Source organism: Streptomyces sp. NBC_01478, assembly GCF_036227225.1.
Lineage (GTDB): Bacteria > Actinomycetota > Actinomycetes > Streptomycetales > Streptomycetaceae > Streptomyces.
The window spans coordinates 5,699,154-5,723,843 of the sequence record NZ_CP109444.1; the positions used below are offsets into that span (position 1 = coordinate 5,699,154).

General features: G+C 67.5%; 28 protein-coding genes and 3 pseudogenes. 11 read left to right on the top strand and 20 right to left on the bottom strand.

All coding sequences use genetic code 11. From position 1 onward, the window contains the following. The 11 genes and pseudogenes from OG223_RS25670 to OG223_RS25720 all read right to left on the bottom strand — a co-directional run bounded on the left by OG223_RS25670 (position 1) and on the right by OG223_RS25720 (position 6,252). A complete protein-coding gene (locus OG223_RS25670; RefSeq protein WP_019075273.1) occupies positions 1-234 on the bottom strand; it encodes an excisionase family DNA-binding protein in 234 nt (77 codons plus the stop codon). Further along, positions 227-1,530 (bottom strand): annotated as a pseudogene (locus OG223_RS25675) (replication initiator). Before OG223_RS25675 ends, OG223_RS25670 begins: the two are co-directional and overlap by 8 nt. A 152-nt stretch (positions 1,531-1,682) precedes the next feature. Further along, entirely contained in the window at positions 1,683-1,925 is a 243-nt protein-coding gene (locus OG223_RS25680) for a SpdD protein (protein ID WP_329265463.1), read from the bottom strand. 25 nt (positions 1,926-1,950) lie between these two features. Beyond that, entirely contained in the window at positions 1,951-2,145 is a 195-nt protein-coding gene (locus tag OG223_RS25685; protein WP_019075277.1) for a hypothetical protein, read from the bottom strand. A gap of 16 nt (positions 2,146-2,161) precedes the next feature. Beyond that, positions 2,162-2,353: a mobile element transfer protein gene (locus OG223_RS25690; RefSeq protein WP_093628273.1), complete on the bottom strand. Its 192-nt coding sequence runs from the start codon at positions 2,351-2,353 to the stop codon at positions 2,162-2,164. Positions 2,354-2,355: 2 nt separating this feature from the next. Beyond that, positions 2,356-2,538 (bottom strand): hypothetical protein, encoded by a 183-nt coding sequence (locus OG223_RS25695; RefSeq protein WP_262060930.1) that lies wholly within the window; start codon positions 2,536-2,538, stop codon positions 2,356-2,358. A 3-nt stretch (positions 2,539-2,541) separates the two neighbouring features. Then, positions 2,542-3,177: a DUF2637 domain-containing protein gene (locus OG223_RS25700; RefSeq protein WP_329253089.1), complete on the bottom strand. Its 636-nt coding sequence runs from the start codon at positions 3,175-3,177 to the stop codon at positions 2,542-2,544. 81 nt (positions 3,178-3,258) lie between these two features. Then, positions 3,259-4,641, bottom strand: a complete 1,383-nt coding sequence (locus tag OG223_RS25705) for an FtsK/SpoIIIE domain-containing protein (protein WP_329253092.1) — start codon at positions 4,639-4,641, stop codon at positions 3,259-3,261. Then, positions 4,641-4,997 (bottom strand): SCO3933 family regulatory protein, encoded by a 357-nt coding sequence (locus OG223_RS25710; protein ID WP_019075282.1) that lies wholly within the window; start codon positions 4,995-4,997, stop codon positions 4,641-4,643. Before OG223_RS25710 ends, OG223_RS25705 begins: the two co-directional genes overlap by 1 nt. Before the next feature lie 170 nt (positions 4,998-5,167). Continuing rightward, a complete protein-coding gene (locus tag OG223_RS25715; RefSeq protein WP_329253095.1) occupies positions 5,168-5,467 on the bottom strand; it encodes a DUF3027 domain-containing protein in 300 nt (99 codons plus the stop codon). Then, positions 5,464-6,252: a GntR family transcriptional regulator gene (locus OG223_RS25720; RefSeq protein WP_200689245.1), complete on the bottom strand. Its 789-nt coding sequence runs from the start codon at positions 6,250-6,252 to the stop codon at positions 5,464-5,466. The genes OG223_RS25715 and OG223_RS25720 overlap by 4 nt, the downstream gene beginning before the upstream one ends. 110 nt (positions 6,253-6,362) lie before the next feature. On the opposite strand from OG223_RS25720, the gene OG223_RS25725 reads away from it, so the two are divergent. From OG223_RS25725 to OG223_RS25735, 3 genes are read left to right on the top strand one after another with little or no spacing between them, the layout of a single operon-like run. Next, entirely contained in the window at positions 6,363-6,770 is a 408-nt protein-coding gene (locus OG223_RS25725) for an NUDIX hydrolase (RefSeq protein ID WP_200715647.1), read from the top strand. Between the two features lie 46 nt (positions 6,771-6,816). Then, positions 6,817-7,245, top strand: a complete 429-nt coding sequence (locus OG223_RS25730) for an ATP-binding protein (protein ID WP_329253099.1) — start codon at positions 6,817-6,819, stop codon at positions 7,243-7,245. Next, the gene (locus OG223_RS25735; RefSeq protein WP_329253102.1) at positions 7,239-7,622 is read left to right on the top strand and encodes a hypothetical protein; all 384 of its coding nucleotides are present in this window, start codon (positions 7,239-7,241) and stop codon (positions 7,620-7,622) included. The genes OG223_RS25730 and OG223_RS25735 overlap by 7 nt, the downstream gene beginning before the upstream one ends. A gap of 18 nt (positions 7,623-7,640) precedes the next feature. On the opposite strand, the gene OG223_RS25740 is transcribed toward OG223_RS25735, so the two are convergent. The 4 genes from OG223_RS25740 to OG223_RS25755 form a co-directional block, all read right to left on the bottom strand. Further along, positions 7,641-8,075 carry a hypothetical protein gene (locus OG223_RS25740; RefSeq protein WP_329253105.1) on the bottom strand — a complete coding sequence of 145 codons (435 nt, stop codon included), beginning with the start codon at positions 8,073-8,075 and terminating at the stop codon, positions 7,641-7,643. Positions 8,076-8,237: 162 nt separating this feature from the next. After that, positions 8,238-9,998, bottom strand: a complete 1,761-nt coding sequence (locus OG223_RS25745) for an IS481 family transposase (protein WP_329265465.1) — start codon at positions 9,996-9,998, stop codon at positions 8,238-8,240. A 517-nt stretch (positions 9,999-10,515) separates the two neighbouring features. After that, entirely contained in the window at positions 10,516-11,010 is a 495-nt protein-coding gene (locus OG223_RS25750) for a hypothetical protein (RefSeq protein ID WP_329253108.1), read from the bottom strand. A gap of 167 nt (positions 11,011-11,177) precedes the next feature. Next, complete coding sequence (locus tag OG223_RS25755; RefSeq protein ID WP_329253111.1) at positions 11,178-12,008, bottom strand: hypothetical protein; 831 nt, start codon at positions 12,006-12,008, stop codon at positions 11,178-11,180. Between the two features lie 497 nt (positions 12,009-12,505). Here OG223_RS25755 and OG223_RS25760 point away from each other — a divergent pair, with 497 nt between their 5' ends. Then, positions 12,506-12,937 carry a hypothetical protein gene (locus tag OG223_RS25760; protein WP_329253116.1) on the top strand — a complete coding sequence of 144 codons (432 nt, stop codon included), beginning with the start codon at positions 12,506-12,508 and terminating at the stop codon, positions 12,935-12,937. A 426-nt stretch (positions 12,938-13,363) separates the two neighbouring features. Next, positions 13,364-13,780 carry a DUF6234 family protein gene (locus OG223_RS25765; protein WP_329253119.1) on the top strand — a complete coding sequence of 139 codons (417 nt, stop codon included), beginning with the start codon at positions 13,364-13,366 and terminating at the stop codon, positions 13,778-13,780. A 281-nt stretch (positions 13,781-14,061) separates the two neighbouring features. Here the strand turns inward: OG223_RS25765 and OG223_RS25770 are convergent, their stop codons facing one another. Together OG223_RS25770 and OG223_RS25775 are read right to left on the bottom strand one after the other, a co-directional pair. Further along, positions 14,062-14,502, bottom strand: coding sequence for a VOC family protein (locus OG223_RS25770; RefSeq protein WP_329253122.1), 441 nt, complete (start codon positions 14,500-14,502; stop codon positions 14,062-14,064). A 336-nt stretch (positions 14,503-14,838) separates the two neighbouring features. Further along, positions 14,839-18,894, bottom strand: a complete 4,056-nt coding sequence (locus OG223_RS25775) for a hypothetical protein (protein ID WP_329253125.1) — start codon at positions 18,892-18,894, stop codon at positions 14,839-14,841. A gap of 83 nt (positions 18,895-18,977) precedes the next feature. On the opposite strand from OG223_RS25775, the gene OG223_RS25780 reads away from it, so the two are divergent. Continuing rightward, positions 18,978-20,441, top strand: a complete 1,464-nt coding sequence (locus tag OG223_RS25780) for a hypothetical protein (protein WP_329253127.1) — start codon at positions 18,978-18,980, stop codon at positions 20,439-20,441. A gap of 55 nt (positions 20,442-20,496) precedes the next feature. Here OG223_RS25780 and OG223_RS25785 read toward each other — a convergent pair whose 3' ends face one another. Then, positions 20,497-20,832, bottom strand: a complete 336-nt coding sequence (locus tag OG223_RS25785) for a hypothetical protein (protein WP_329253130.1) — start codon at positions 20,830-20,832, stop codon at positions 20,497-20,499. Positions 20,833-20,845: 13 nt separating this feature from the next. Further along, a complete protein-coding gene (locus OG223_RS25790) occupies positions 20,846-21,442 on the bottom strand; it encodes a hypothetical protein (RefSeq protein WP_329253133.1) in 597 nt (198 codons plus the stop codon). 176 nt (positions 21,443-21,618) lie between these two features. On the opposite strand from OG223_RS25790, the gene OG223_RS25795 reads away from it, so the two are divergent. The 3 genes and pseudogenes from OG223_RS25795 to OG223_RS25805 form a co-directional block, all read left to right on the top strand. Then, positions 21,619-21,771, top strand: coding sequence for a sigma factor (locus OG223_RS25795; RefSeq protein ID WP_443073740.1), 153 nt, complete (start codon positions 21,619-21,621; stop codon positions 21,769-21,771). A gap of 161 nt (positions 21,772-21,932) precedes the next feature. After that, positions 21,933-22,208 (top strand): annotated as a pseudogene (locus tag OG223_RS25800) (GMC oxidoreductase); the annotation flags it as partial. A 76-nt stretch (positions 22,209-22,284) separates the two neighbouring features. Beyond that, positions 22,285-22,359: pseudogene (locus tag OG223_RS25805) on the top strand (GMC oxidoreductase); the annotation flags it as partial. 97 nt (positions 22,360-22,456) lie between these two features. Here OG223_RS25805 and OG223_RS25810 read toward each other — a convergent pair. After that, on the bottom strand, positions 22,457-23,107 hold the full coding sequence (locus OG223_RS25810; protein ID WP_329253136.1) for an O-methyltransferase: 651 nt from the start codon (positions 23,105-23,107) through the stop codon (positions 22,457-22,459). A gap of 147 nt (positions 23,108-23,254) precedes the next feature. On the opposite strand from OG223_RS25810, the gene OG223_RS25815 reads away from it, so the two are divergent. Further along, positions 23,255-23,716: a hypothetical protein gene (locus tag OG223_RS25815; RefSeq protein WP_329253138.1), complete on the top strand. Its 462-nt coding sequence runs from the start codon at positions 23,255-23,257 to the stop codon at positions 23,714-23,716. Positions 23,717-23,851: 135 nt separating this feature from the next. Next, the gene (locus OG223_RS25820; protein WP_329253141.1) at positions 23,852-24,442 is read left to right on the top strand and encodes an alpha/beta hydrolase-fold protein; all 591 of its coding nucleotides are present in this window, start codon (positions 23,852-23,854) and stop codon (positions 24,440-24,442) included. The last annotated feature ends 248 nt before the right edge of the window (positions 24,443-24,690 follow it).

A 24,690-nucleotide genomic window follows, 5' to 3' on the forward strand; every position in this document is an offset into this window, starting at 1 on the left:
TCAGGCCGCTACAGCGGGACGGCGGCGGAGTTGGGTGACGTATGCGGGCAGCGCCTCGGCCGGGACTCGGCGAAGTCGGCCTACCGTGACCGATTCGATCTCGCCCGCGAGCACGAGCTTGAAGCAGGTTGTACGGCCGATACGGAGTCGCCGTGCCGCCTCTTCGACGGTCAGCAGGACCAAGGACGGGTCGGCGAGTTCTGGGACAGCGGTCAAGGCTCGCGGCTCAGCCACGGGTGGGCTCTCCTTCCGTTCCGAGGGCGGGTTCGAGGGTCTCGGCTAGCCAGGCTTCGGTGGACGAGAGGCCGGTTCCGGCGAAGACCCAGTGGGCGAGGACGTAAGTCGTGTTGGTGTGGGGTTCTGTTGGCGTTGGGGTCGCTTGGGCACGGCGCCATTCGGCTCGGGCGTTGCGGAGGGCGCCGAGGGTGGTGGAGTAGCGGCGGGATTTGGTGGAGAAGTGGCCGCGGAAGCCGAGCATGTGGGCCCAGGCGCGCAGGCGGAGGTGTTCCAGGCTCTTGCGGGCGCCGAGGGTCCAGGCGGTGCGGATCAGGCGGCGGGCGTGGTCGCTGATGTCGAGGTGGGCGAGTTCGGCGGCGAACTTGAGCGGGCGGTCGAGAGCTCCCGTCGCGGTTTCGGCGCCCTTGGTGGCGTACTTGGCGATGTAGGCGGCGACGGCTCGTTCGGTGAGTTCCCGGCCGTCGTTGAAGTCGGCGGATCGGATGGTGCGGACGTCGAGTTGGCGGCCGAAGGTGAAGGTGTGATTGCGGCCGTCGATGGTCGGGCCGTCGACGCGGACCTTGGCCGTCGCGGTACGGATGGCGTCGGTGAGCAGTTCGGCGGTGGCCCAGGGCGGGGGCGGGGTGTCGCCGCCGGTGGGGCCGTCGATGCGGATGACTGCGTGGAAGTGGACGGCGCCGCGCTTCTGGTACTCGGCGACCTTGGCGAACGACACGCGTGCGTGGTCGCGGAACCGACGCTGGGAGAGGCCCGCTCGCTTGGCGACCTCTCGGCGTAGGTAGGTGGAGAAGCGGCGCCAGAGGGGACCTGCGTGTGCGTTCCAGAGGACGGCGGCTTCGTAGTCGTAGGTGTCCGGGTCGAGGGGTGTGCCGAGTCGCTCGTCGTCCTGGGCATGGTGGGTGCCGCAGCGGCAGGGGCGGCCGTCGGTGCGGCGGTTGTGGACCGGGCCAAAGCCGGGGGCGGTGAAGGTGGCGAAGACGCGGGGGTGGGTGGCGACGTGTTCGGGGGTGCCCTTGCCGCCGCGTAGGCCGGAGGTGATCAGGTGGAAGGTGTCGCGGCGGTAGACCTCGGAGCAGGCCGCGCAGCGGGTGGTGCGGCGGTTGTTGCAGCGGACGAGGAGTTGGCCGGCCGGGAGCGTCGAGGAGTTGAGGTGGTGGAGGATGCCGCCGATCTCGCCGGTCGTGGTGTTGACGTCGCACTCGGTGCGGTGGCCGTCGAGGGGATGGGGTGGGTGCAGCCGCCGAGGCCGGAGAGTTGGCGGAGGATACCCGGGAGGGTGCCTTGCGCGGCCAGATTCGCTAGTTCGGGGAGTGGGGCCGGGGTGAGGCGGGTGAAGATGGCTTGCTCCTTCTGGCTGGCTCGGTCAGGAGAGACGGGCCCCGGGGCGGCGAAATGCTTGGTCGTGTGCCGCCGCCCCGGAGGCCAGGGGTTGTTCAGGGAGTCGTTCAGCGGCGGTGGTCGCGGAGCATCGAGCGCAGGACCACGGCGGCTATGGCTACGGAGATGGCCGTTACGGCGACGGCGGCCAGGAGCGCGGTGAGGACGACTCCGCCGACGACCAGGGCGACGACCGTGTTGCGGTCGATGGCGACCGGCGGAAGCGAGCGCCGTACAGGCGTCGGGTCGGCCGGGGTGTGGGTGTGCGCGGGCGGCGGGGTCGGGTTGTCGGGGTACTTGGGCAGGAACACGGCGAACCCTTTCTCATCTACTCGTCTAGTCATGTGAACCGTTTACGACACCCACTCCGGAACGCGTGCCGGACTCGATGGCGGGGGCGAGGAAGGTGTGCGAGAGCCAGAAGCCGAACAGGGCGATCAGTACGACGATCCAGGTACGGACGCCGAGGAACTTGACCGCTCCCCAGGCGAAGAAGCCGAGGACGACGACGAGCGGCAGGCTGACGGTCACGGGGTGGAACTCCCTTTCAGCGGACGGGGCAGCGGTGGGTGTGCGCGGCCAACTCGGCGGCGGCGCGGCTGTCGTAGTCGTGCGAGGCACCGCAGCGCGGGGCGGTGCAGGCGGCGGTGTGCTTCTCCTGGCCCCGGTCGTCGTAGGACGTGGCGACCTGGACGGGCCCGATGCGGATGACGTTGCGGAAGCGGCGGTTGGCGGGCATCTTCAGTCCTCCTCTCGGCGGTTCGGTGCGGGGAACTCGGCGAGGATGCGGGCAGCTTGGGCAGGGTCCGAGGTCCGGTCGGCGGCTTCCTCGGCGAGGAGCCGGGCAAGTGCCCATCGGTTGCTGCGGGCCATCTCGCGGGCCGCGTCGAGGTAGTCGGCGGCGGTGTTGAAGGTGAGGGGCACGGGTCAACTTCCTGTCGGTGTGAGGTGGGCGGCGATGGCTTCGGCCATGGGTGCCGGGACGCCGAGGCGGGCGCGCAGGGTCGAGACGTCCATGGGGGTTCCGGTTCGGGTGTGGTGGTCGGCGGCGACCTTGCGGGCGTGGTCGATCAGGGCGGCCGGGACCGGCACGGCGGGGCGGTTGGGTGGCGCCTCGACAGCGAGTTGGGCGGGCAGCTCGGGGGCTGATTCGGGCTTGTCTTCCTGGTCCTCGACCACCTCGACGGCGACGACCGCCTTGGGCGCCGAGTGGGCGAGGAGGGTTCCGCCGAGGAAGGCGACGGCGGGCCAGCCCGCGACGAGGATGCGCAGCCAGGCCGGGACGTCGCCGAGATCGAGCAGGCCAGCGGTCGCGACGTTCGCGCCGAGCGACGCCGTCAGCGCGATGACGAACCAGCACCAGCCGGAGGCCTTCGCTTCGCCGGTCCGCAGTCGGCGCCAGGCGGCGACGAGCAGGAGATCGACGCTGATGGGGTAGGCCCATGCTTTCCACCCGTCCTGCCCGGCCGCCGAGGCGATGTCGTGCAGGTGGGCGAAGGAGAGAGCGGCGGCGATGAAGGCTTGGACGAGTACCGCGTCGACGCGGGCCAGTTGGGCGCGCATGATGCGGCTCCTTCCGGGGTCGGGCATGGAGGGGTAGGGACGTGGCGCGAAGCGGTCACACCAAACCGGGGTGGGAGAAGGTCAGTTGGTTGCCGGGCGCGGCTGGACGTTGGGACCCGGGGTCTTGACCAGTTGCGCGGGTACGTGCGGCTGGAAGCGCTTGAGTGCGGGCAGGTCGGGCACCAGGTGCGCGGAGTCGCGGCAGATCTTTGCGGCGTCGCCGAGGGAGAGGTAGGGGGTGCGGATGCGGGACCAGCCGCCGGAGGTGTCGCCCGCGACGGCCAGGCCGGGGCGTTCGGGGGCGATGGCGCAGGCGGCGCCGACGGCTTCGGGGGCGATGTCGCCCAGGGCCATTTTGGCGGAGGCTTCGTCGTTGACGCGGTGGCAGACGCGGCCGGTGAGCTGGGCGCGGAGCATGGTGGCGCCCTTGCCGAGTTCGGCGCCGAAGCGCTGTCCGCAGACTTCGAGGTAGATGCCGGCGGCGCGGCCGAGTTGGGCGAGGCGGATGAGCTGGGTGACCATCTCGTCGCGGCGTTCCTCATCCTTGCGGGTAGCGACGAGGAAGAGTTCGGCGACCTCGTCGACGAACAGCACGATCGGGACCGGGCGTTCGCTCTCGGGCAGGCCCCAGATGTCTGAAGTGATCTCCTCGTCGGGGGTGTTGGGGGCGATGCCCTGGCGGGACTTGATCAGGTCGTAGCGGTCCTCCATTTCGTCGATGAGCGCGGGCAGTAGGTCGGCTGCCTGGTCGGGGTCGGTGGCCAGGGCCGAGAGGCGGGCAGCGAACGGGGAGAGTTCCACGCCGCGCTTGCAGTCGATGCCGACCAGGGCGACCGGCTGGCGGGCGAGTCCGGTGACCAGGTGGCGCAGGTACATGGACTTGCCCGACAGCGTTGCGCCGAGGGTGAGTTGGTGCGGGACGGTGCGGTAGTCCCGTACGAACGGCGTGGCGTCCTCCCGCAGGGCGACCGGCACTTTGAGGAGCCCGGACGGGAGCTTGCGGGTGCGGGGCATGCGGACCCGGCGCAGCACGTCGTAGCCGACGAGCCGGAGTTCGACGATGCCGGGCTTGAGGGTGGTGACGTAGACGGCGTGAACTCCCCAGGCGTGCCGCAGCCGTTCGGCGGAGGCGGCGACGTCGGCGGGTTCCTGGCCCGGGGCGAGCCGCAGACGTATCCGCAGGCCGGTTGTGGTGGGTCGGATGATGCCCCGGCGGGGCGGTACGGGACGGACCTCGCGGCGGGTGGTGGCCTTGACGGCGAGGACGCGCAGCCGGGACGGAGCCACGGTCAGGCCGCAGGCCTCCATGACCGAGCCGTACGAGCTGAGCAGGCGGGTGGTGGATATCGGCAGGCCGATCGTGGACCAGTACGCGGCCGGATGCTTGGCCCGGGTGTAGGCGGCCCCACCACCGAGCGCGGCGAGGGGACCACCCACCTCCAGGAGCGTCGTCAGGTCGGTCATCAGGCGGCGGCCTCGGCGACGGCCGGGAACGCGGCCGGAGTGACAGCGGCGGCACGGAAGGCGATGCCGTGGCGCTGCTGCCCGTTGAACACGCTCTCCCACGGCCGGGCGACCAGCCCCGGCAGCGAGACCGGAGCTCCGAGCGCCAGCCCCTCGGAGACACCACCCTCGGGGACGGTGACCTTGATCAGCGAGGACTCGCCCTCCTCGATGTAGACGACGCCGAGCGTCATCAGCGCCTCGCCGCTGACGGCGTCCTTGGCGATCTCGCCGGTCTGACGGTCGCGGACCTTCGGCTCCGGGGCCTCGGTCAGCAGGATCGTCGCGGCGGCGGTCTCAACACGGATGGTACGCAAGGAAGTTTCCCTATCTACTCGTCTATACATGTAGCGATCCGAGAACCCGATCTCCGGGTTCGTGCGGACCACCCTGCCACACAACTCGACCACTCGTCTATACGAGTATGCACGTTGGGGTGTACGAGTTCGGAGAAGCATCCCCGCGCACCAGCCAGACCCAAGCAAGCTCACCCGAAGGAACCGTCCTCCCGGGCGGTGAACAGCTCGCAACCGTCATGCTCGAAACGGGCCCGCCCGTCGAACGCCGAGCCGGCATGGGTGCAGACTCCCCAGTCCCGCCCCAGCTCTCCGCTCAACGCGATCCAGAACCGACAGCCACCGCATTGCGCGTCGTACCAGTCGTCTCGATATCCGGGCTGGTGAGTGGGCCTGTTCTGCACCTGCAACCAGCGCTCGTGACAGGCGTCGTTGTGCGCGCGGTCATCGCCCGTCCACGCTTCGCCAGGCACGACGCGGTTTGCGCTCATGTCGCCGGGAGCTGGTACGACAGCACGTACGCGTCCGCCGCCATGACCGTGTCGCAGACCTCCACAGCCCGCCCTTCGGTGTCGTACGCGGTGCGGATGAGGTGAATCACGGGCACGCCGGAGGCCAGCCGGAGCGTCTTGACCTCGGTGGGCGAGGGCATCCGGGCGCGGATCTCCTCCTCGAAGTGGTCGAGGTGGTGGCCGAGTTCTTCGAGGCGGGCGTAGATGCCGCCGGGGCCGGGGTTGGGTTCGGCGATCTGCGTGCCGCGCGCGATGTCGAGGGGCAGGTAGGAGGTGGCGAACTCGACCGGCTTCCCGTCGAGCAGATACCGGCGTCGGCGGGCGAGCACGCGCCGTACGGAGCCGAGCCGGGTGGAGATGTCCTGACTGGCCTTCTCCTCCTTCACCTCCAGGCTGTCGACCTGTGGGTGACTGCCGGCGGCGTCGGCCTCGACGATGAACGCGGATTTGCCCTGCTCGCGGTGACGGCGGGCGAAGCGGTCGGAGGCGAGCCGCCGTACGGGCGGCCGGGGCCGGACGAAGACGCCCTTGCCGTGCTCGGCATGCACCAGGCCCTCGCCCTGGAGGACGGAGAAGGAGTTGCGGACGGTCATCCGGGAAACCCCGTAGTGCTCGACCAGGTCAGCCTCCGAGGGCAGCTTTTCGCCCTCCTTGAACCGCCCACGGTCGATGGCCTCGCGCAGTTGATCGGCGATCTGCCGGAAGACCGCACGATCACTCGTGGGGTCGAGATCGCCGAGCAGGCCGGAACGGAGAGGGCTCACGTTGAGTACTCCTTTAGGTATCTAGACGAGTGGGCGAGTGTTGTTGCTACGGTGGAGAGCCTAGCCAGCCGGGAGGGCCGAGGAACGTGAGCACTGACCGTCCGCACTCCGTGAGCGTCGCCGGAGTCATCGTCGACGACCACGGCCGCGCCCTCCTGATCAAGCGCCGCGACAACGGCAAGTGGGAACCCCCGGGCGGCGTCGTCGAGCGAGACGAAACCCTCCCCGAGGCCCTCCAACGCGAAGTCCTCGAAGAAACCGGCATCAAGATCGCACTTCCGGCGACCCTCACCGGTGTCTACAAGAACATGACGGGGCTGATCGTCTCCCTGGTCTTCCGCTGCCAGGCCGCCGACGGCACACCCACCACCGGGGACGAGACCCGCGCACTGCGCTGGGCCACCCGGGAAGAGGTATCCGAACTCGCCGACGAGGCATACGCGATCCGCGTCCTGGACGCACTCGATGCGGCGTCTCCGCCGGCCATCCGCGCCCATGACGGCGTGAAACTCGTCTAGCCCGAACCCGCTGCACATGGCGGCCTACCAGCACGAAGGAACTTGTATGCACGAGTATACGAGCACTGCACGGGTCTGGGGGCTCACTTGCCCAGGTTTCCCCGAAGAGGTCAGCCGGGCGCGGCGCTGGACACGCGACATCCTGCGCGGCTCGCCCTTGGCCGAGGACGCCGAACTGATCGTGAGCGAGCTGAGCGCGAACGCGATCCTGCACACGGCGAGTGGGCGGGAGGCCGGCAGCTTCCACCTGGCGCTTGCGGTGTCCTCGCAGGTGGTCGCTCTATCTGTGACGGATGGCGGGGGCGCGGGGACCGCTCCGAAGGTCGAGCACCGGGACCAGGAGGCGGAGCACGGCCGGGGGCTGGGAATGGTCAGCGCGATTGCGCACCGGGTCGTGGTCCACGACAGCGACGGCGGTCACACCGTCACCGCGGAACTCTTCACGGACGTACGACGAGGAGGGCACCCGTGCTGAGCACGACGATCGGTCCGGGCTTTTGGTGCGAGTGCTGGACCCGGCACTTGAACGACGGCCGGCCGCCAACGCTCTTCGGCTCCTACGACGCCTACACAGAGACCGAGGCGAACAACTGGGTCTCCGAGATCCTGCGCACCATCTCACCGGCACTCGACTCCGACGCCTCCCAGGAGGCATGGGAACGACTCTACGACCACCGCGTCAACACCCGACGGACCCTGTTGCGCCGCGTGCCCTGGACGGTGTCCGTCATCCATGCCCGAACACTCATCACCTGGACCGTAAGCCCAGTGACCTTCCTGCCGATGGCACACCGTCAGGCCGCAGAACTTCCCACGTGCGCATACGACTTCAAGCCGCGCTCCAGTAGCTGACGAGCCTTCACCAAGAGGTCAGCGTGGCACCCGGCCAGCGGTGAACCCTTCGCCATCCTGGAATTCGATCAGGATCCCACTGTCAACGAGGTAGACCCAGCACGCAGAACAGCACTCCAAAATCATGTCGGCATGCGTGGCCACCAGGCCGACCTCCAGGGCGAGCGAGGGCACCGCGAGATTGCCCCAGAACACGACTGCCAACTCATCCGGACGAGCGAGCCCGCCCAACAGCCCCCGAAGCTCCCCACCGTCGAATACTGGGGAGCTCTGGAGTACTTCAACACCACTCCAGTCCAGGCGAGATGACCCCACAGAACCGAAGCGACTCAAGCTCACCGCGGCGAACGATCGGTCCTCGTCATACGACAGCACCACCGCCCTGCCTCCAGCAGCGGCCAGAAGCGCCGCGATCACATCAGGCTGTGCTCCATAGCCGATCTCAGCGCTCACGACACTCCCTTGCATCCACCGCCTTCTGGGATGCACGAGCGAGCCCTTTCCTCAGACAGCACAGCACCCAGCCGTGAGGCACACCCCCAACAGCACCATCCAACCTATGTCTAGGTTCAGTTGAGCTTTGACGGATGTATGTCGGTTGATGCTTTCCGGTTCCTAGCCTGTTGTGCGGTTCTTCGTGCCGTAGGCCTTGAAGCGGGTCACCTCCTTGCTGGTGGTGCGGGGCAGGGTCCGCAGGCGGTGTCCGTCGTGGTCGAAGACGTGCAGGGTGGTGTCGGTGACCTCGACGGTGACCACGGTGCGGGCATGGACCATGCCGACCTGGACCTGCTGGCCGCAGACCTGGATGCTGCCGCGGGCGGACACCTTCCGCCCGACCCGGACCGCCTCCTGCGGCGCCTTCGGCGGCAGCGGGCTGAGCTGGGCATCACTGATATAGGCCCGCCGCCGGGGCGGGATCGGACACGGCAGTGTCCGCACCAGCACGCCGTCAGCGATGACCTGCATCAAAGGGCCGTCCAGCCGAAGGACCACGCGCTGTCCGGCCAGCAAGACACCGACGGTGATCTGCTGTCCGGCCAGGCCCACCACTCCGGAGGCGTTCACGGTGCGGGCCACCTGGACGGGCAAGCGGGTAGCCAGCGGACCGGCGAGCCGGCCTGCCGGGGCGGGACCGGCCGCACGAGCCCCGGACGCCCGCAGCCGCACCAGATCCGCGGTGCTCAGCCGCGACGGCACGGTCTTGATGCGCCTGCCGTCCAGACTGACGTGGACAGTAGTGCTGTCCATCCACAGCGTCACCGCAGCGCCCGCATGCCGGGGACCGAACCAGAACTGCTGACCGGCCACCGCGAGATTCCCGCTCGGCGGCACCACCCGGTCCACCTCCACCGCCTCCGGCGAACCCAGCACCGCCTCCCCGACCCGCTCAACCCTCTGCCCCGTCCGTCCCTCGCCGGCCGTCACGTCGGTCAGCCGGGCCGGAAGCCGCAGTTCAACCCCGTCGGCCGCGGCGGGACGGAACCGGCTCGCCGGGACGGCCATGTCCAGCGACTGGTGCGGACGCACGGTGTTGTAGTCCTCGCGCCAGCCGTCGATGACCGCCTGCGCCGCATGCAGATCCGCGAACGGCCCCAGGTCGTCGAGGAGTTCACGCCGCAGCGACTGATGGAACCGCTCGATCTTCCCCGTGGTTGTCGGCGACCGCGGTCTGGTCAGCCGGTGCTTGATGCCGTTCAGCCGGCAGATCCGGTCGAACAACACCTCCGTGGACGGCCCCGGAGTCCCGAACCGGCCGGTGAACTGCTTCCCGTTGTCGGTCAGCACCTCCTCCGGACAGCCGAACCCCACCAGCGCAGCAGTGAAAGCCGCACACACCGCCCGCCCGGTCGCCCGCTCCACCACCGAGGCGATCACACAGAACCTCGAATGGTCATCGACGCCGGTCACCAGCTTCAGCTCACGGCCGTCGGCCAGCCAGAACCCGCCCATCACATCCATCTGCCACAACTGCATCGGCCCCGGCCGCTCCCACCGCCGGTAATCCTCCCGACGCCGGCGCCTCCTGACCGGGACGATCATCTGATGGCGCACCAGGATCCGATACACCGACGCCTCCGACGGCACCGGCTCCACCCCACGACGCCCCAGCTCATGACGCAACCGGCGCTGACCCCACCGCGGATGCAGCCTGCGCAGCTCCAGCACCGCCGCCTCCACACCGGCCGGCATCTGCCACGGATGCGACCTCGGACGATGCGACCGGTCCGCCAGACCCGCCAGACCACCTGCCTCATACCGGCGCACCCACGCATGCACCGACTGCCGCGAGACCCCATACCGGGCCGCAACCTCCGTCTTCGATGCTCCAGCAGCCACTTCCATGACCGCGTGATAGCGCTGCTCGACCACGCTCAGCTCCACTAACACCGGCCTCGCCCCGCCTCCACGACAGCAGTCGCAGACAGCAAAGCCGAGGACGGAACCGTCAAGCATCAAGTGACGTCAACACGTCAAGCATCAAACGAAGTAGGACAGCACCATCCAACCTACTGAGTTACAACTTTCTCTACTGGTTCAAGGCGGCTCGCTCCGCTCCCCGCGCGCGGCCCGGGCCCCGGCCGGGCCTGCGCTCCTGTCTCCGCCCCGCTCCAGCCCGGCCGGCGCCCGCGCCGCGCACTACGTGTTCAGCCGCCTGATGCCAGAGAAGGGGTACGTCGTGGCTGGGGCGGTCGGCTCCACGGCTTTACGGAGCCACCTTGGCGCGAGCCTCGAAGATCATGGCCCCAACGTCGTGCTTTACCAGGCAGGTCCACAGACTGCCCGACGCGCCGGAAGCATACGGGGCCATGATCACCCGCGCCAAAGCAGCGCCACCCCAAAGCCGCTCCACCGACCTCGCGGATAAGGAACTGCCGCTCGGGCTCCAGCAAACTTAGAATCCCCAACGCTGGAAGGGCTCCATGGTTCGAGGAGATGAGCACCTTGTCATCGCCCTGAACTCGGAAGCTAGCCCTCTTTGAACGCCTGCAATTTTTTCGGCAAGAAGCTCAACATCGCCAACCGAAATTTCTCGCGCTTCGTCGATCTTTCGATGCCTGCTGCGCATGCAGTAATAAACGGGAGAACCGTCATCTACTGCACCCCACGGCCGAGGCAAACGGCCCTCTTCACCGAAAGGGTCATAAGGATACCAAACGCCGTGAATCACTGCATTTCTAATAAGGCGATACTTTGCGAATTCATTCAATAGCTCCAGCACTTTGACGTGACTACTCTCCGGCCAACGCGAGAAGTATGGATCTCTCTGGCACAGAACGGATTTGCAGGTATCGGATAGCCACTCACTACCCTGCCCCTGCAGGAGGACCCACAAAATCTCATCGGCACCCGACATGTCGCCAATTAGTTCACGCAAGAGTTCATCCATGCGTGCACTCTCTGTGGCTACCCGACCGATTGCGCGGTAAAGATCATCGTCTTCGACGAATACCGCCCCGCCAGTCATGCTGATTTACCCCTCCCCGCTGATGCATTCTCTTTACGCGGCCATTCCGGCCCGCCGAGCGCGCCCTCGGTGACTCCTAACGACCGCCCCTACTGCGTGGTTCGCAAGGTCAGCACGGTCCCTCTCGCCCATTGGACGAGGCTCACGGCCAGATGCACAGCGCTCTGAGCCTCATCCAATGTCGGCTTGCGTTGCGTGCCGTTAGCGTGCCGGTCTGGGTTGGGCCATAGAGCGTCAAGCATAGAGATTAGGGGCTGAACACTGTGGTCCATCTTGACGCCGGGGAGAATGAAGTTCCAACGGTCGCCCTGACTGCGAAGCGAACCCACAACGTGGCCAAGTTGCGCCTTGTCTTGCTTTGGTACCACGATTGGAATGAGAGCCGCCTCAACCGCCTTGATGGCATGATCCCACGCATCCGAGGCGTCGGGGTCACGAGAAAAAGCCCGGTCCCATGCCTGCTTCAGCTCGTCGCTGGCCTGATCAGTAGGTGATGTTGCTACGTCGTAACTTCGTTGTGCGGTCTCGTCAACCCGGCGCCGAAGTCCCCCCAGGTCCCTTGCGGCCATCCAAGCGGAGCCGCCGATCGACAAGGACTGCTCCAAATGTGGGGCGCCAGAATTTCCCACCGATGTGCTCAGCAGGTAGTCGATGACGTCGAGGAAAAGATCGCCGTTTTGCAGACATTGAGAAAGTAGGTGGTGCATCATGGCCGAACCATCCCCATTTACGACTGGAATGCGTACGGCCAGTGCTGCATTGTGGATAAGGTCTCTGTTCATTCCCCGGCTTGACCGATATCCGAAGATGCCCTCAACCCAATACTCCAAGGCAGGAGCAAGGTGCTGGGGAACTCCCTCCTCGATTTGATTCGGAGGCTTAATTCCACGGCGCACGGACAGAGGGACCCAGTTCGACATGGCCGGAAGGGTACAGCCTGATAGGGGGTTCTTGTGTGGCCTTTTCGGTAGACGCACCTCTCTGGGTGTTACGCCCGCCGGGAGGCATGCGGTCAGCGGTCTGACGAGTGCCAGACTTGGAGCGGCCGCGCCGGGAGCGTCCGAGCGCAGAGTTCTGCAAGAGCTTCGGCCAGGCCTTGGAGAACAGCCGCGAACTGCCACCAGCCGCGTGGGCACCGTCTGTTGACTCGGCATGTTAGGTAGGCCACGGCAGTACGAGGCCCAACAAGCCCCAACCCCCGAGGGGCTTCGAGACGAAGGGCCGAAAGTCGTGCCATTCGCGTGCCAGATCCAGCGGGGACTCACGGGGAACAGCGGGGACCAGGCCACGGAGCCACCAAGGCTGGATGACCCTTCCGCCGCAGGCCAGTACGGTAGTCGGCCCTACAAGACCCAAGTTTCCCAAGCTGAGAGCTTGGTCGGCATCGCAGGTCGGACACGCTGGGTAGGGTGGCGTGGTGCGTTACCTGACAGAGGCCTTCATCATCGGGGCCCTGAAGCGAGGCCGGCCGGTGGAACAGTTCCTCGGTCCGGTCAGCGCTCCCCGTCGTCTCGGAGTCGCGTACGTCGAGGTCCGCCCAACGAAGGCGGCCTATGAGGTCTACATCCATACCGTCGAAGACGTCGGTCATGAGAGGTTCCTCGACCTGGTCGAGTTCCCACCACTCAACGCCGACGAGGACGAAGAGGAGTTCGGCCGACTCATTGCCACGGCAGATGACCCGTCTACCGCACTGGCCGCTGCCGAGGAGGCCACGGGCGCAGTGCGGGAGAGGTGGGTCAACGAGAGCCTGGTCCAGGGCGAATATGGCGACTTCGTCCGAGCGGGCCGACCTGCGGAACGATCTCCCGATGGACATCCTTGGCCAAGTCGCCTAGCAGGCAACTGAGACACCGAGCAGTGAGTGTCTAACTGCGTGACAAAGCCGACGAACGCCGACGAACGAGCGCGGACGCCTACGGACCATCGGCCCAGGTGAGAGATGCACCCGTACAAGGCGGATGCCCCATGCAAGTTACTTCGGGACGAAGAGGTCACCGCCCAACACCCGACAGCGTGGCTGAGGCCCGTGGGGGTACAGCGAGGCACACGTGTGCGTGATCGGTCGCCGCGCCCACCGTCGTGGCTGACTGGCGTCGGCTGAGGCACAGACCCGCAGGCCTTCCTCTCCGGCTGCTCCGTGCAGGATCAAGGCGTGGCGCCGGCGGATTGGTCGACGCGGAAAAGGCGCCTGATGGAACACGGGATCCATCTGGTGCGGAACTGAGTACCCGTACTCATGTGCCGCCCTACGCGCGTGGGCAGGGTGGCGAGTATGGACTTACCGGTTGCCCCTCCGGCCTTCGACGCCACCACCGGCTCCAGGCAGCGGCGCCGTGTGGACCGGAGTGCCGACATCGCAGCCGGGTGCGGTCTCGTACTCCTGGAGCTGATTGCCTTGGCGGCGATCTTCGGACTCTGGTTCCTGTCCGGCTTCGATCTCGACTCGGACAAGACCCCCACAACCGATCCCTTGTGGGGCTATCTGGTCGCCGCCGGCGGAGTCGGAGTCCTCGCCATTGCGGCGGCCGTGACAGCCGCATGGGTAGACGCCGTCGTGACGGTTGTCATCCAAGCCGTAATGGCCGTCCTGATCCTCATGATCTTCTTGGGTGGGGGTGAGGTCCAGTCTCACCAGGACCAGTTGTGCCACGACGTGCCGTCAGCGGCCAGTTGCAAGGACAGTGGTTGAACCGTGTGCCGCCGTCTCAGTTTCCGTCTCATTCAGCAACGTTCACGGCCGTTCAGCCAGGACCACAGCCTGAGCGCCGACCGAGGCCCAGCCGCCGATGAACGCAGGTGAACGTCCCCGAACGACGCCCACCTCCCCACCCCCACAGTTGGAAAGCGTGTTGGGGGCAACCCCTCACGAGTTCGAATCTCGTATCCTCCGCCAGTGCCTCACCGGGCACGATGTCGAAGGGCCCCACCATTCACAATGGGGCCCTTCGTCGTTGGCCGGCGCGGTTGGATTTATGGCAGTTGTTCGGCCAGGCCGACGATGATGCCCTCCGGGCCGCGGAGGTAGCAGAGCAGGTAGCTGTCCTCGAACCGGGCGATCTCGCCGACGAGTTCGGCGCCGTGCGGGCGTAGGCGGGCCACGGTGTCCTTGATGTCGTCGACGGCGAACATGACGCGGTGCGTGCCCAGGATGTTGTGCGGCCGGTTGCGCGGCCCGGCGTCGGTCGCCTCGGGGCTGCGGTATTTCGCCAGCTCGAGTCGGCTGTGGCCGTCCGGGGTCCGGACCATCGCGATGTCACAGTGGACGCCGTCGAGTCCGGTGCACTGGTCGGCGAAGAGGCCCTGGACCTCCCCCCTGCCCTCCAGTTCCATACCGAGTTCCACGAAGAACGCGATGGCGGCGTCCATGTCCTCCACGACGATGCCGACGTTGTCCATCCGCTGAATCGCCATGCCGGTTTCTCCTTCTTCCTCGGGCGGCCGGTGGTGGGCGGTGCTGGTCGGTGGTGGCCGCTGATGTACCTGGGACGGAGCCGGTGGCACGTTCTCGACATCCGCGGACCGTCGAAGCAGTGCGGGCCGGGCCGAGCACCTCGTCGTCTTGCCGGACGGCGGACAGTCCGCGGCTGCTCGTCCTCGTGGTCGTGCTCGTCCTCGTGGTCGTGGTCGTGGTCGTGGTCGACACGGGCTCGTCCGGACGGCAACCCGCTCCACGTCTCCGGCATTGAGCCCCGCTCCACCCCCTGGAACTCCGCCCCAGTCAGATCGGCGACTCCGAATTCGGAATTCTCATTGGCTGGCCAGCGGAGTGAGAGTCTGCAACCTGCTGACGAGTTGGTAGCATCGCCGCTCGGGTCCAGAAGTCCGGCCGGCGATCGTTTTGGTCAATTCTCGCATGGCTGCCGGATGCGCACCGCGTCCGGTTCTCTCGTAGATCGTCAGAAGACGGCGCAGGAGTGAGCGCGCCGCGGAGATATCGCCCTCAAGGGTTTTCGCATGTGCCCTGGCGCAGAGGTCGACCGCGTTTCCGTCCGACCGCTCTCCCATTTGGAGATCGGCACGCTCGGGCAAGCTGACCCGTAGAAGTTCCGATACGACTACCGAGTACACCTCTCGCTCTGATTCCTCCGGATAGTTCGCGAGGATGTGACGAATCCGGCGCTGTTGTTTGTCGAGATCTCCCGGAAGCAGGCGCAGCAGAAGGATGAGCCGCTTCAAGGCCTGGGGATTCAGCGAGAGCGCCGTGTTCAGCACGGGAGGAGTGGTGCCTGCCCAGTCGGTCAGGGCCACCAGGCAGTCCGCCAGCACGGCGGGCTTTTGCCAGTCTTCCTGCACCGCGCAGTCGACCAGGAGCCTGGACACCGCGGAGGAGTCGGCCTGGTCCTTGGCCTGTACGACCGCGGTGGCCAATTGCAGCACCAGTTCGGGCTGAGCGGTTTCCGGTATGTCGAGAAAGCCGCGCAGATAGTTCTCCGCGTCCGAGGGGCGCAGCGAGCGAGCGTGGATCGCTGTTTCCAGCGCGGAGAAATGCAGCGGCAGGAAATCCTTGATGGGTACCTGCGGATCGTTCAGCAGCCGGCCCACCGCGTCCAGTGACATTCGGGACAGGGAATGCAGTTCGTCGGGATGCCATGCCCTGGCGAGTTTCAGCAGCCGCTGCCATACGTGCGCGGCCTGATTGTGCGGGAGTTCACGGGCCAGCGGCAGCAGGACCTCTACGCTCCTCACCCCTAGCCGGTCGTTGGACTCCGCGCGGCGGATCGCCTCCAACTCCGCTTCGAATCTGTGACAGGCGGCGTCGTCGAGGGTCGACGGCTGGAGGCAGGCTCTCAGTATGCGCAGGGACAGATCGTGCCGTTTCTGGGTGAGGCAGCGGCCCGTCAGATCCGCGAAGTGGTCCGAGCACTTGAAGCGGTCCTGCAAAGACGCCGTTTCCGCGTCCGCCACAGCGCTGTACAGATGACGCCACAGCCAGTTCCGGTCGTCGGGCCGCCCGTACTTGGCGACCAGTGGCGGAAACAACTGCGCCGTGTTCTTTGCATGCAGCAGTTTCGGCACATCCACGATGCCGCCGCGCAGAACCGGCATCAGCAGGTCCGTGATCTCTTTCTCCCTGGGGAACTTCTTCACCATTTCGAAAAAGTCCGCCCAGGGGTTCACATCCCAATCGGAGGCACCTTGTAACCGGCGGACCAAGTGAAGCATTGTCTCGTCGCCGCCCAGCGTGAGGAGCATGTGCAGAACTTCGGCCGGGTTGCGCGGTTGAGGAGCCAGATTTTGCGCAAGCTCGTCCGAGAGACCCCGCTGCCAGTAGTCCGCCAGGGATCTGACGTCCGGGAGCATTCCACCGTCCAGCCGGTGGATCGCGACAATGAGCGGATACCAGGCGTAGATCTGTGTCGAAACCGATCCCTGGGTGCTTTTTGCGGCAATGGAGAGGATCAGATCCCGGTGTTCCCTCACCAACCAGGACCGGTCCTCTTTCGAGGCCTTGGTGATGAGCTCCCGCGCGAATTTGCAGTGCAATCGATTGGCGGGATCGACTCCTCTCAGTGCCTTGTGGAGAGATTCGCGCCTGTATTTTACGAAGGTGTCGTCCCCGTTCCGCTTCTTTATTTTCTTCAGTGCCCGGTCCAGGACGGTGCGCTGCCCCAGCCAGACAAGGCGCTGACCGTTCCCCGTGGTGTAGCCGTGTGCCTGTTCCAGGTCATCCGACGCAAGGCCGAACGCTTCACTGAGAACGCCGTCGGGCACGGGGAGCCGATGGGTTCCGCAGGACATGAGCAACAGAAGGCCGAGCGACTTGCCCGTGTCGGTCGGGTACTTCTGGTACTGACCGTGCAGTTCTTCTGCGTACCGCTGGAACTCCTGCTCCCGGTCGGAGCTGAGCATGCGGACGATCTCACCGATCAGCGGGGGTCTGTCACTCCTGAGGCGAAGGCTCATGTCCGCTTGTTCGCTGTGGGTCATGCGGTGCCGCCCGGACCGGGACGAATGCAACACCTCGGCGAGCGACTGCACTTCGCCGATCTGCACCCGTCCCACCTGAACCGTTTCCTGGAACGGCTGCAGCCACGTGGGGATGTCGCACTCGGTCACCACGTACAGCCCGGGTTCGCCGCCGCCCTTCTCGTCCAGCACGGGGCCGAGCATCGCCCGCACATCATCGGGGTCGGGGACGGCGTCCAGCACGACGACGAAGGGCTGTCGCTGCGCGGCACGAAACGCCTTCAGCGCCGTGATGTCCGCTTCGGCCGCCGGATCGAGGACGAAGACGGGGACCTTCCTGATCTGGTGGAGTTCGTCCACGCTGCGCAGCAGCGCCCAGGTGCGCCCCGAGCCGCGGGCACCGTCCACCTTCAGGATCCTTGAACGCGGGGAGCGCTGGTCGAGCCAGTCGCCCATGGCCCGGTAGGCCTGACGGTTGATCTCCCGAGCGATCGCCGGCTTCAAGAAGCACTCGTGGGTGACGAGAGCCAGCGGGGTACCAGGAGCGGGCACTTGCTCCCGCCACCGGGTCCAGTCGACCGGCCCGTCGGCAGCCGGGTCGTCGGCGACCTGCCCGACTGCGACCGGCCCGTCGGTGGCCGGCCCGTCTGCGACCTGCCCGTCGGTGGCCGGGCCGAGGCTTCGAGGGGTCGGCTCAGCCGTAGAACTGTCCTGCGTGTGCGGTACGGCGACGGCCCGGAACGCTTCGCAGGCACGGGCCGCCAGGCGCAGGAACCACTGCTGTTCGGCGGTTTCCGTCCGGCGCGTGAGGAACATCAACGCGCATGCCTGCAGGGCCAGGAGGTACTGGGGGTGCCATTCGGGCTGGGCGTAACGGTGGGTCTGACGCCAGCGGTCAGGGGCGGCTCGCAGGCTCCGGAGGGCGTACAGCAGATCCTTGGGCAGGCGGCCTTCGTTCGGGTGGGAAGTCTCCTCGTCCTCGTTGAGCAGGAGTTCTTCCAGCACGCTCCGTTCCGGCTCTTCCAGTCGGGGAAGGTAGTCGCAGACCACGTACAGCAACAACTGCACCGGGTCCCGCAGGAGCAGCCCTTCGTCCTCGAAGCGCGACAGGTCGACGAGGCAGAAGGAGTCGGGTTCGAGCTCCGGCCGCGTGGCCACCATGATGTTTCCGGGGTGCAGGTCGTAGTGGGCGCGGCCCAGTGCCACCGTGGGCGGTTTCAGACCGGCCAGCGGGGAAGGGACCGCGAACGGGGTGGGGTTGGGCAGCTCGCGGGGCCATCCCGGCAGCGTGAGGAACTCGCTGTGCAGATCGGCTCCCAGGAGCCGTGCGGCGGCGCCGGCCAGGGCGCTGGTGGGCCTGGCCCGGTGGCCCAGTGCCTTCGCCAGGAAGTCCTGGGCCGCCATGTCGTGGTCGGCACGCCGGTCGGGGTTCCAGTCCGTGAAGACGCCATCGATGACGGCGGCGGCCACATCGATTTTCCCCTCACCAGGTGAAACCGCGGTCAGCGGGTTCAGCGGATGCCGACCGCGTGCGTCGAGCGCGCAGTCGAGGAACATCAGCCAGGTGTCGCCGACCCGGAGGGGATCGTAGACCTGGCTGATGAATCGGCGTTCAGGGAAGTCGAACGTGGGCCCGCCCTGGCGGAAGGGCGGGCGGGACTGCCATGCCGCTTCGAGATCATGGGGTTCGGTGACGGCCCCCTCCTCGCCGGCACATAACTTGAGCAGGAGCTTCTGCTGTGGATGCTTCGCATCCCCTTCGTGGAACACGAAGCCCAGGCGTGCTCCGCTGCCGCCGTCGGGCAATGCTTTCTCGAAGGTGATACTGCGCCGACTGTTCTGCCAGTGCGCCAGCGCGGCGGCAACCTCCTGGCCAAAGTGCGTCAACCCACTCATCGCTCCAGTCTGTCCGAACCCGGGTCACAGCGTGAGCAGTTGTGGTGCTATGCCTCCGGAAGATGGACGTCAGGGGGCTGGGGATGGCGTGGACGGGGGCGCTGCGTCGTGTGCAGCGTGCGGCGACGCGGGGCAGGACCGTCAGCGGGCGGGTGCTGCAGCAGGCGGTGGCCGACCATGACGCGAGCGGGGGACCGTGCCGTATCCAAGGTGCGCGGGTGGCCGGACCGGTCGATCTCTCCCACCGTCAACTGGAGTTCGGCCTCGAGTTCGTCGAGTGCCGCTTCTCGGATCCGCTGGATCTGCGCGGCATGCAGGCCGTCTCGCTCGATCTGAGCGGTTCGAGTGCTCCTGCCGTGCTGGCGGACGGCCTTTCCGTGGACGGGGATGTCCGCCTGTCGGGATGCGTCATCGGCACGGCTTCGGGCGAGCCTACGGCGCTGGGCACCGAGACCGCTGTCGTACGCGACGGCGTACGGGCCCCGCGACGGGTGGCGGAGCCGCCGGCCGAGGCTCCGCTGCGGCTGGCGGACGCCCGGATCGCGGGCAGTCTCACGGCGGATGAACTGCGGCTGCAATCCAGCGGGTTGTGGTCCCTGTTCGCTCCTCGCCTCCGTGTCGACGGCGCGATACAGGGGCGTGGGCTGCGGGCGACCGGCGCGGTGTATCTGCGGGATGTCCGGGTGGCGCACGCGGTGTACTTCGACGGGGCGCAGGTGGGTGGCATCGACGCCACCGGCCTCTCGTGCGGCCGCGGGTTCTACGCGGACTGGGGTTTTCGCTCCCATGGACAGATCCTGCTGCGCGGGGCGACGGTCGAATCGGTGGTGACCTTCCACGACGCCGAACTGGCCGGACCCCACGGGGAGTTGATACTCAGCCGGCTGACGACGTCCCGGCTCCGCCTTGATCTGCGGGCCGCGCCGCCCGGGCGGATCGTCCTGCGGGACGCCCGGGTGGGAGTACTCGTCGACGACTCCGCCACCTGGCCCGCCGCGGGGCGGCTGGACATCGAGGGGCTCGTCTATCAGCGGCTGGGGTCGATCACTCCCCTGTCGCTGAAGGACCGGCTGTACTGGCTCGCCCTGGACCACGAGGCCGGCGTGGGCGTCTTCGAGCAACTGGCCGCCTCCTACCAGGCGGCGGGCGACGAGCGGGCGGTCAGAGCGGTACGGCACGCGCGTGAGCGGCGGCTGCGGCGCGGCGACAGACTCACCGGCCGTATCTGGGGGGCGTTGCAGGACGTCCTGTTCGGCTACGGCTACGCCCCCAGGCGGGCGTTGCTGTGGCTGCTGGTGCTGGTGGCGGGCGGTTCGAGCTGGTTCTCGGTGCATGCGCCGGCCCCGGCCGGCGGATCCGGCCAGCGCACGTTCGATCCGGTGCTGTACTGCGTGGATCTGCTGATCCCCGTGGTCTCTCTGGGCTACCGATCGGCTTTCGACCCGGCCGGCTTGGACAAAGTGGTGGCCGTGTTCTTGATCGCGTCGGGATGGGTGCTGGCCACCGCGGTCGTCTCGGGGGCCAGTCGCGCGTTGGGCCGGGGGTGAGCGGGGCGGGGGTAAGCAGGGCGGGGTGGCGCGGTGCCGTGCGGAAGGTGGCGGTCTACCCGTGCCCCACGCCCGTGCCGCCGTTGGAGAAGTCCAGGTGGAACGGAGAGCCGGGGGACGCCGGGTTCCAGCCTTCGCGCAGGGCGTGTTCGACGGCCTGCCTGACGTCGGTCGGCAGTACGGGCCTGTACTCGCGGCCCAGCCAGTTGCCCGGGTGGGGGTGGGCGGTGGTGACCACGAGGGTCGTACCGCCTCCGTCCGCGTGCTCGACCGCGAAGGTGCACGGTGTCCAGGCCAGCGCCTGGGAGTAGGTCGGCCTGCGGCGCAGGCGCCATCGGTAGGCCGTGCCGTCGACGACGATGTGCCGGGATCCCTTGCGGGTCAGTGTCATGGCGCCTCCTCGTCTACTCCGGAGCGGCGAACGGGTCCCGTACCGGGTCCCGTACCGGGTTCGGTGGGGTGTTCGGTGGGGTGTTCCACCAGGCCCGTGGGGGTGGGGCCGGGGTCCAGTCGGGGCCCCGGTGGGTCAGCCACCACTGGCCAATGACGTGGAACTTCTCCTCGAAGCGGCGGTCCCAGGCGAGGAAGCCGGTGCTGGGTGCCCGTAGGCGGGTGCTGCGGCCGTTCGCCTCGTAGAGGACGACCGTTCTGGTGCCCATGATGGATTCGATCTGGATGGACTGGATGTCGGCCCAGGGGATGGTCCGGCGGCGCAGGTTGCGGACCACGGCCGCGGACTCGGTGAGGGTGACACCGAAGTAGGAGGGGAGCAGGAGGCCCACGACCAGCAGGCCGAGCCAGAATGCCAGCCAGGCGGTCTGTGCGTCCGGGGGCGGTGACCCGGCCAAGGACGTGACGAGGAGGATCGCGCTGACGACGGCCATGGGGAACACGGGCCCCAGTCGCTGCCACACCGTCGCGCTGTAGCGCGGTCTCGGCGAACTGTCCACCACTGCACCCCCGTTGACCTGGTGTCCCGCTTGTCCGTCGCGGTCGTTCATTGTCGCCATTGTTGCTGTGAGGGCAACTGTCCGCGAAAGAAATTCTCCGGACGTGACAACCTCCTTGGCCCGTACACCCGTTCCATAGGCATGAAGTACTCCTCACCGCGCCCGGCGCCGGTGCCGGGCGGGCGCGTCTGCGGCGTACGGCCCATCTGCTGTGCGGGGACTGGCACTTGGCCGAGGACCTGACGCAGACGGCGCTGGCGAAGCTGTACGCGGTGTGGCGCCGGGTACGGCAGTTGGAGTCGCCGGACGGGTACGCCCGGCGGGTGCTGTACCGCACGTTCATCGACAAGACCCGGCGGCGGCGCCGGGGTGCAGCGTGAGCACGGTGAAGAGCCAGACCTCCCGGTGGCTGGGCACCTTGCGGCACATCCTCGCCGACTCCGGCAAGGGGCCGGTGCCGCCGGGGACGTCCAACAAGATCGAGGCGCAGTACTTCGCGAAGACCGATCCCGCGCCGGCCGCTCCCGACCTCCAGCCGGTGATGTCCCATGTGCCGCTGCCCGTCGTGGGCCAGGACGTGCCGGCGGAAGGGCACGGTTACAGCGTCGCGCCGGGCACGATCCGAACGCTCAGCCGGGGCCGGCTGTGGCTGCGGTCCGCCGATCCGGCACAGGCGCCCGCACTCGATCCCCGGTACTTCGAGGAGTCGTACGACCTGCGGGCGATGGTGACGGCGGTCAGGCAGGCGCGGGAGATCGGGGAGCAGAAGGCGCTCGGCGAGTGGCGGGCGCGGGAGGTCGCGCCCGGGCCGGGGGTCGTGACGGACGACGAGATCGCCGCGTACGTCAAACGCAATCTGAGCAGTTATCACCACCAGGTTCGGGACGTGCCGGATGGGCGCCGGGGCCGACGCGGTCGTGGATCCGCTGCTACGGGTGCACGGGGTGCCGGGGCTGCGGGTCGCGGACGCGTCGGTCATGCCGGCGGTGCCGTCGGGCAACACGCATGCGCCGACCGTGATGATCGGGGAGCGTTGCGCGGAGTTCCTGCTGGCCCAGGCCCTCGTCAACTCACCTTCACGGAAAGCTCTGTTGATCCCTTCAGCGGGAGGGTCACGGAGCGGAAGCCGTTGGCCGGGTCGCGGATGTAGGCGAGGTAGTCGGGTTCGGCGTTGTCGTTCATCACGAAGGCGCCGGTGCGGAGTTGGGGCGCGACGATCTCGATGACCTGGCGGGCGAGGGTGGGGCCGCCGTCACTGATCGGCCAGCCGTCGATGAGCGCGAAGTCGACGGGGCCGCCGAGGTCGCGCAGCGTCTCCCGGGCGTCGCCCACCCGCAGGTCGACGTAGTCGGCCAACTCGGCCTCGGCCAGGTTGCGTTGAGCGGTCGCCGCCTTCTCCGGCACGATCTCGGAGCCGATCACCGTGCCGCCGCCGTTGTCGCGCACGGCGGCGGCGAAGTAGATCGTGGAGACGCCGACGGAGGTGGCGAACTCGACCACCCGCGTCGCGGCGATCGCCCGGCAGAGCAGGTAGATGAGGTCGCCCTGGTCGGCGTGGATCGAGAAGCCGATGTCGGCGTAGGCGTGCGGGTCGTGGGTGCCGGCGCCGCCTCGGGGGCCGCCGTTGGTGGGGCGCCGGCGTTCGGCCTGGAGCCGGTCCAGGACAGCCGTGACCCGGGCGTCCTGCAACGGGCTGGGGGAATTCTGCGCGGGCATCGTCACTCCAAGGTCGCATTACCGATACGTTCTTGTCCTATCACGATATATCGAATACTGTCGACGGGCCTTCGGTGACTCCCGTTGCGAGGCTCCCGGGGCCGGGTTGAGGTGGCGGCAGACCGCAGCTCGGCGAAGGAGTCCGTCGTGGTGGACAGGCGCAGGTTCATCGCGGGGTCCGGTGCCGTCGGCACCCTGGCCGTGCTGGGCACGACGTCCGCGTGCACGGCGGAGGCCGAGGGCGAGGCCGTGAGCGGGACGGCTCCGGCCGCCGGTCACATCCGGAGCGCCACGGCGATCACCCAGGTCTACGGCGACGGCCAGAAGCTCGTCGCCGTGGCGGTCGAGTACGACACGGACATCACCGGTTCGGCCCTGTCGACGTCGCCGTTCAAGGTCACCGGCCGGACCGCCGACCTGGCCGAGCACGGCAGGGACGGCCGCTACGTCGTCGTGGAAATGTCGCCGGACGACAAGGCGGAGGCGGTCCGAAGGTCGGGGACAGCACGCCGGGCGGAACCATCGTCGCCGCGAAGGCCACCCTCACCCAGACCGGCAACGTCACCACCACCTCCGGCACCCGCTACGCCGCGAGCGGCACGAAGCTGACGACCGACGCGGTGAAGAACCTGATCGTGGACGACTTCCGGCAGTTCACCTTCACCGACCCGGGGGCCGCTGATCCAGGGCCTCGGCGCGGTGTGCTGGGCGAGCCCTGAGGACCAGGCCCGGCACGAGGCCTTCGTGCTCGCCCCCGAGTACGACTCCGTCGTGATCGACGACACCTACAAGCCGTCGCCGCTCTTCGACACCACCGCCCATCTCGTCCAGGCGCTCACAAAGAAGTACAGCCTCGACGAGAAACGGTTCTACGCGACCGGGCAGTCGATGGGCGCGATGATGACGCTGGGCCTGAACATCAAGTACCCGGATTTGTTCGGGGCGTCGTTCGTCGTCGCCGGGCAGTGGCCGGCGGACCAGGCGAAGTCGCTGGCGAAGTCGCTGGCGAAAAAGAAACTCTGGATCGTCGTCTCGCAGGACGGCGACAAGTCCTACTCCGGCGAGAACGCCATCACCAAGGCCGTCAAGGCGCAGGGCACGGCCGTAGCGACGGCGGTGTGGGACGGGCGGTCCACCGGGGCCCAGTTCGCGGCGGACGTGCGGAGCATGAAGGCGCAGAAGGCGCCGGTCAACTACGCCTCCTTCAAGACCGGGACGGTCGTGCCGAAGGGCTCGACGACCAGTGCGCACATGGCCACCTGGCAGGTCGCCCACACGATCCCCGGCATCCGGGGCCGGGTCATGGACCAGTCCCGCCGAGTTCATTCCCTCTGAGTTCGCTCTGAATATGACCGGTTTTCGTCGTCGAATTCTCGCCGCCGGTAAATCAGGAGAATGCGGGTCAATAATTGCAGCGCAATAGCTCCCACCATCTAAGGTTGCGCGAAGCGAATTCATCCGTACGACCAGGGAACTTCTGCGTCTCCTGTGAAAAAGCTTCTTCTTTCTCGTTTCGCTTCACAGATTGGGGCAGGACAGTGGCGCCCGGCAGCCCTGACAACCTCGATCGAAGGAGCTCACCT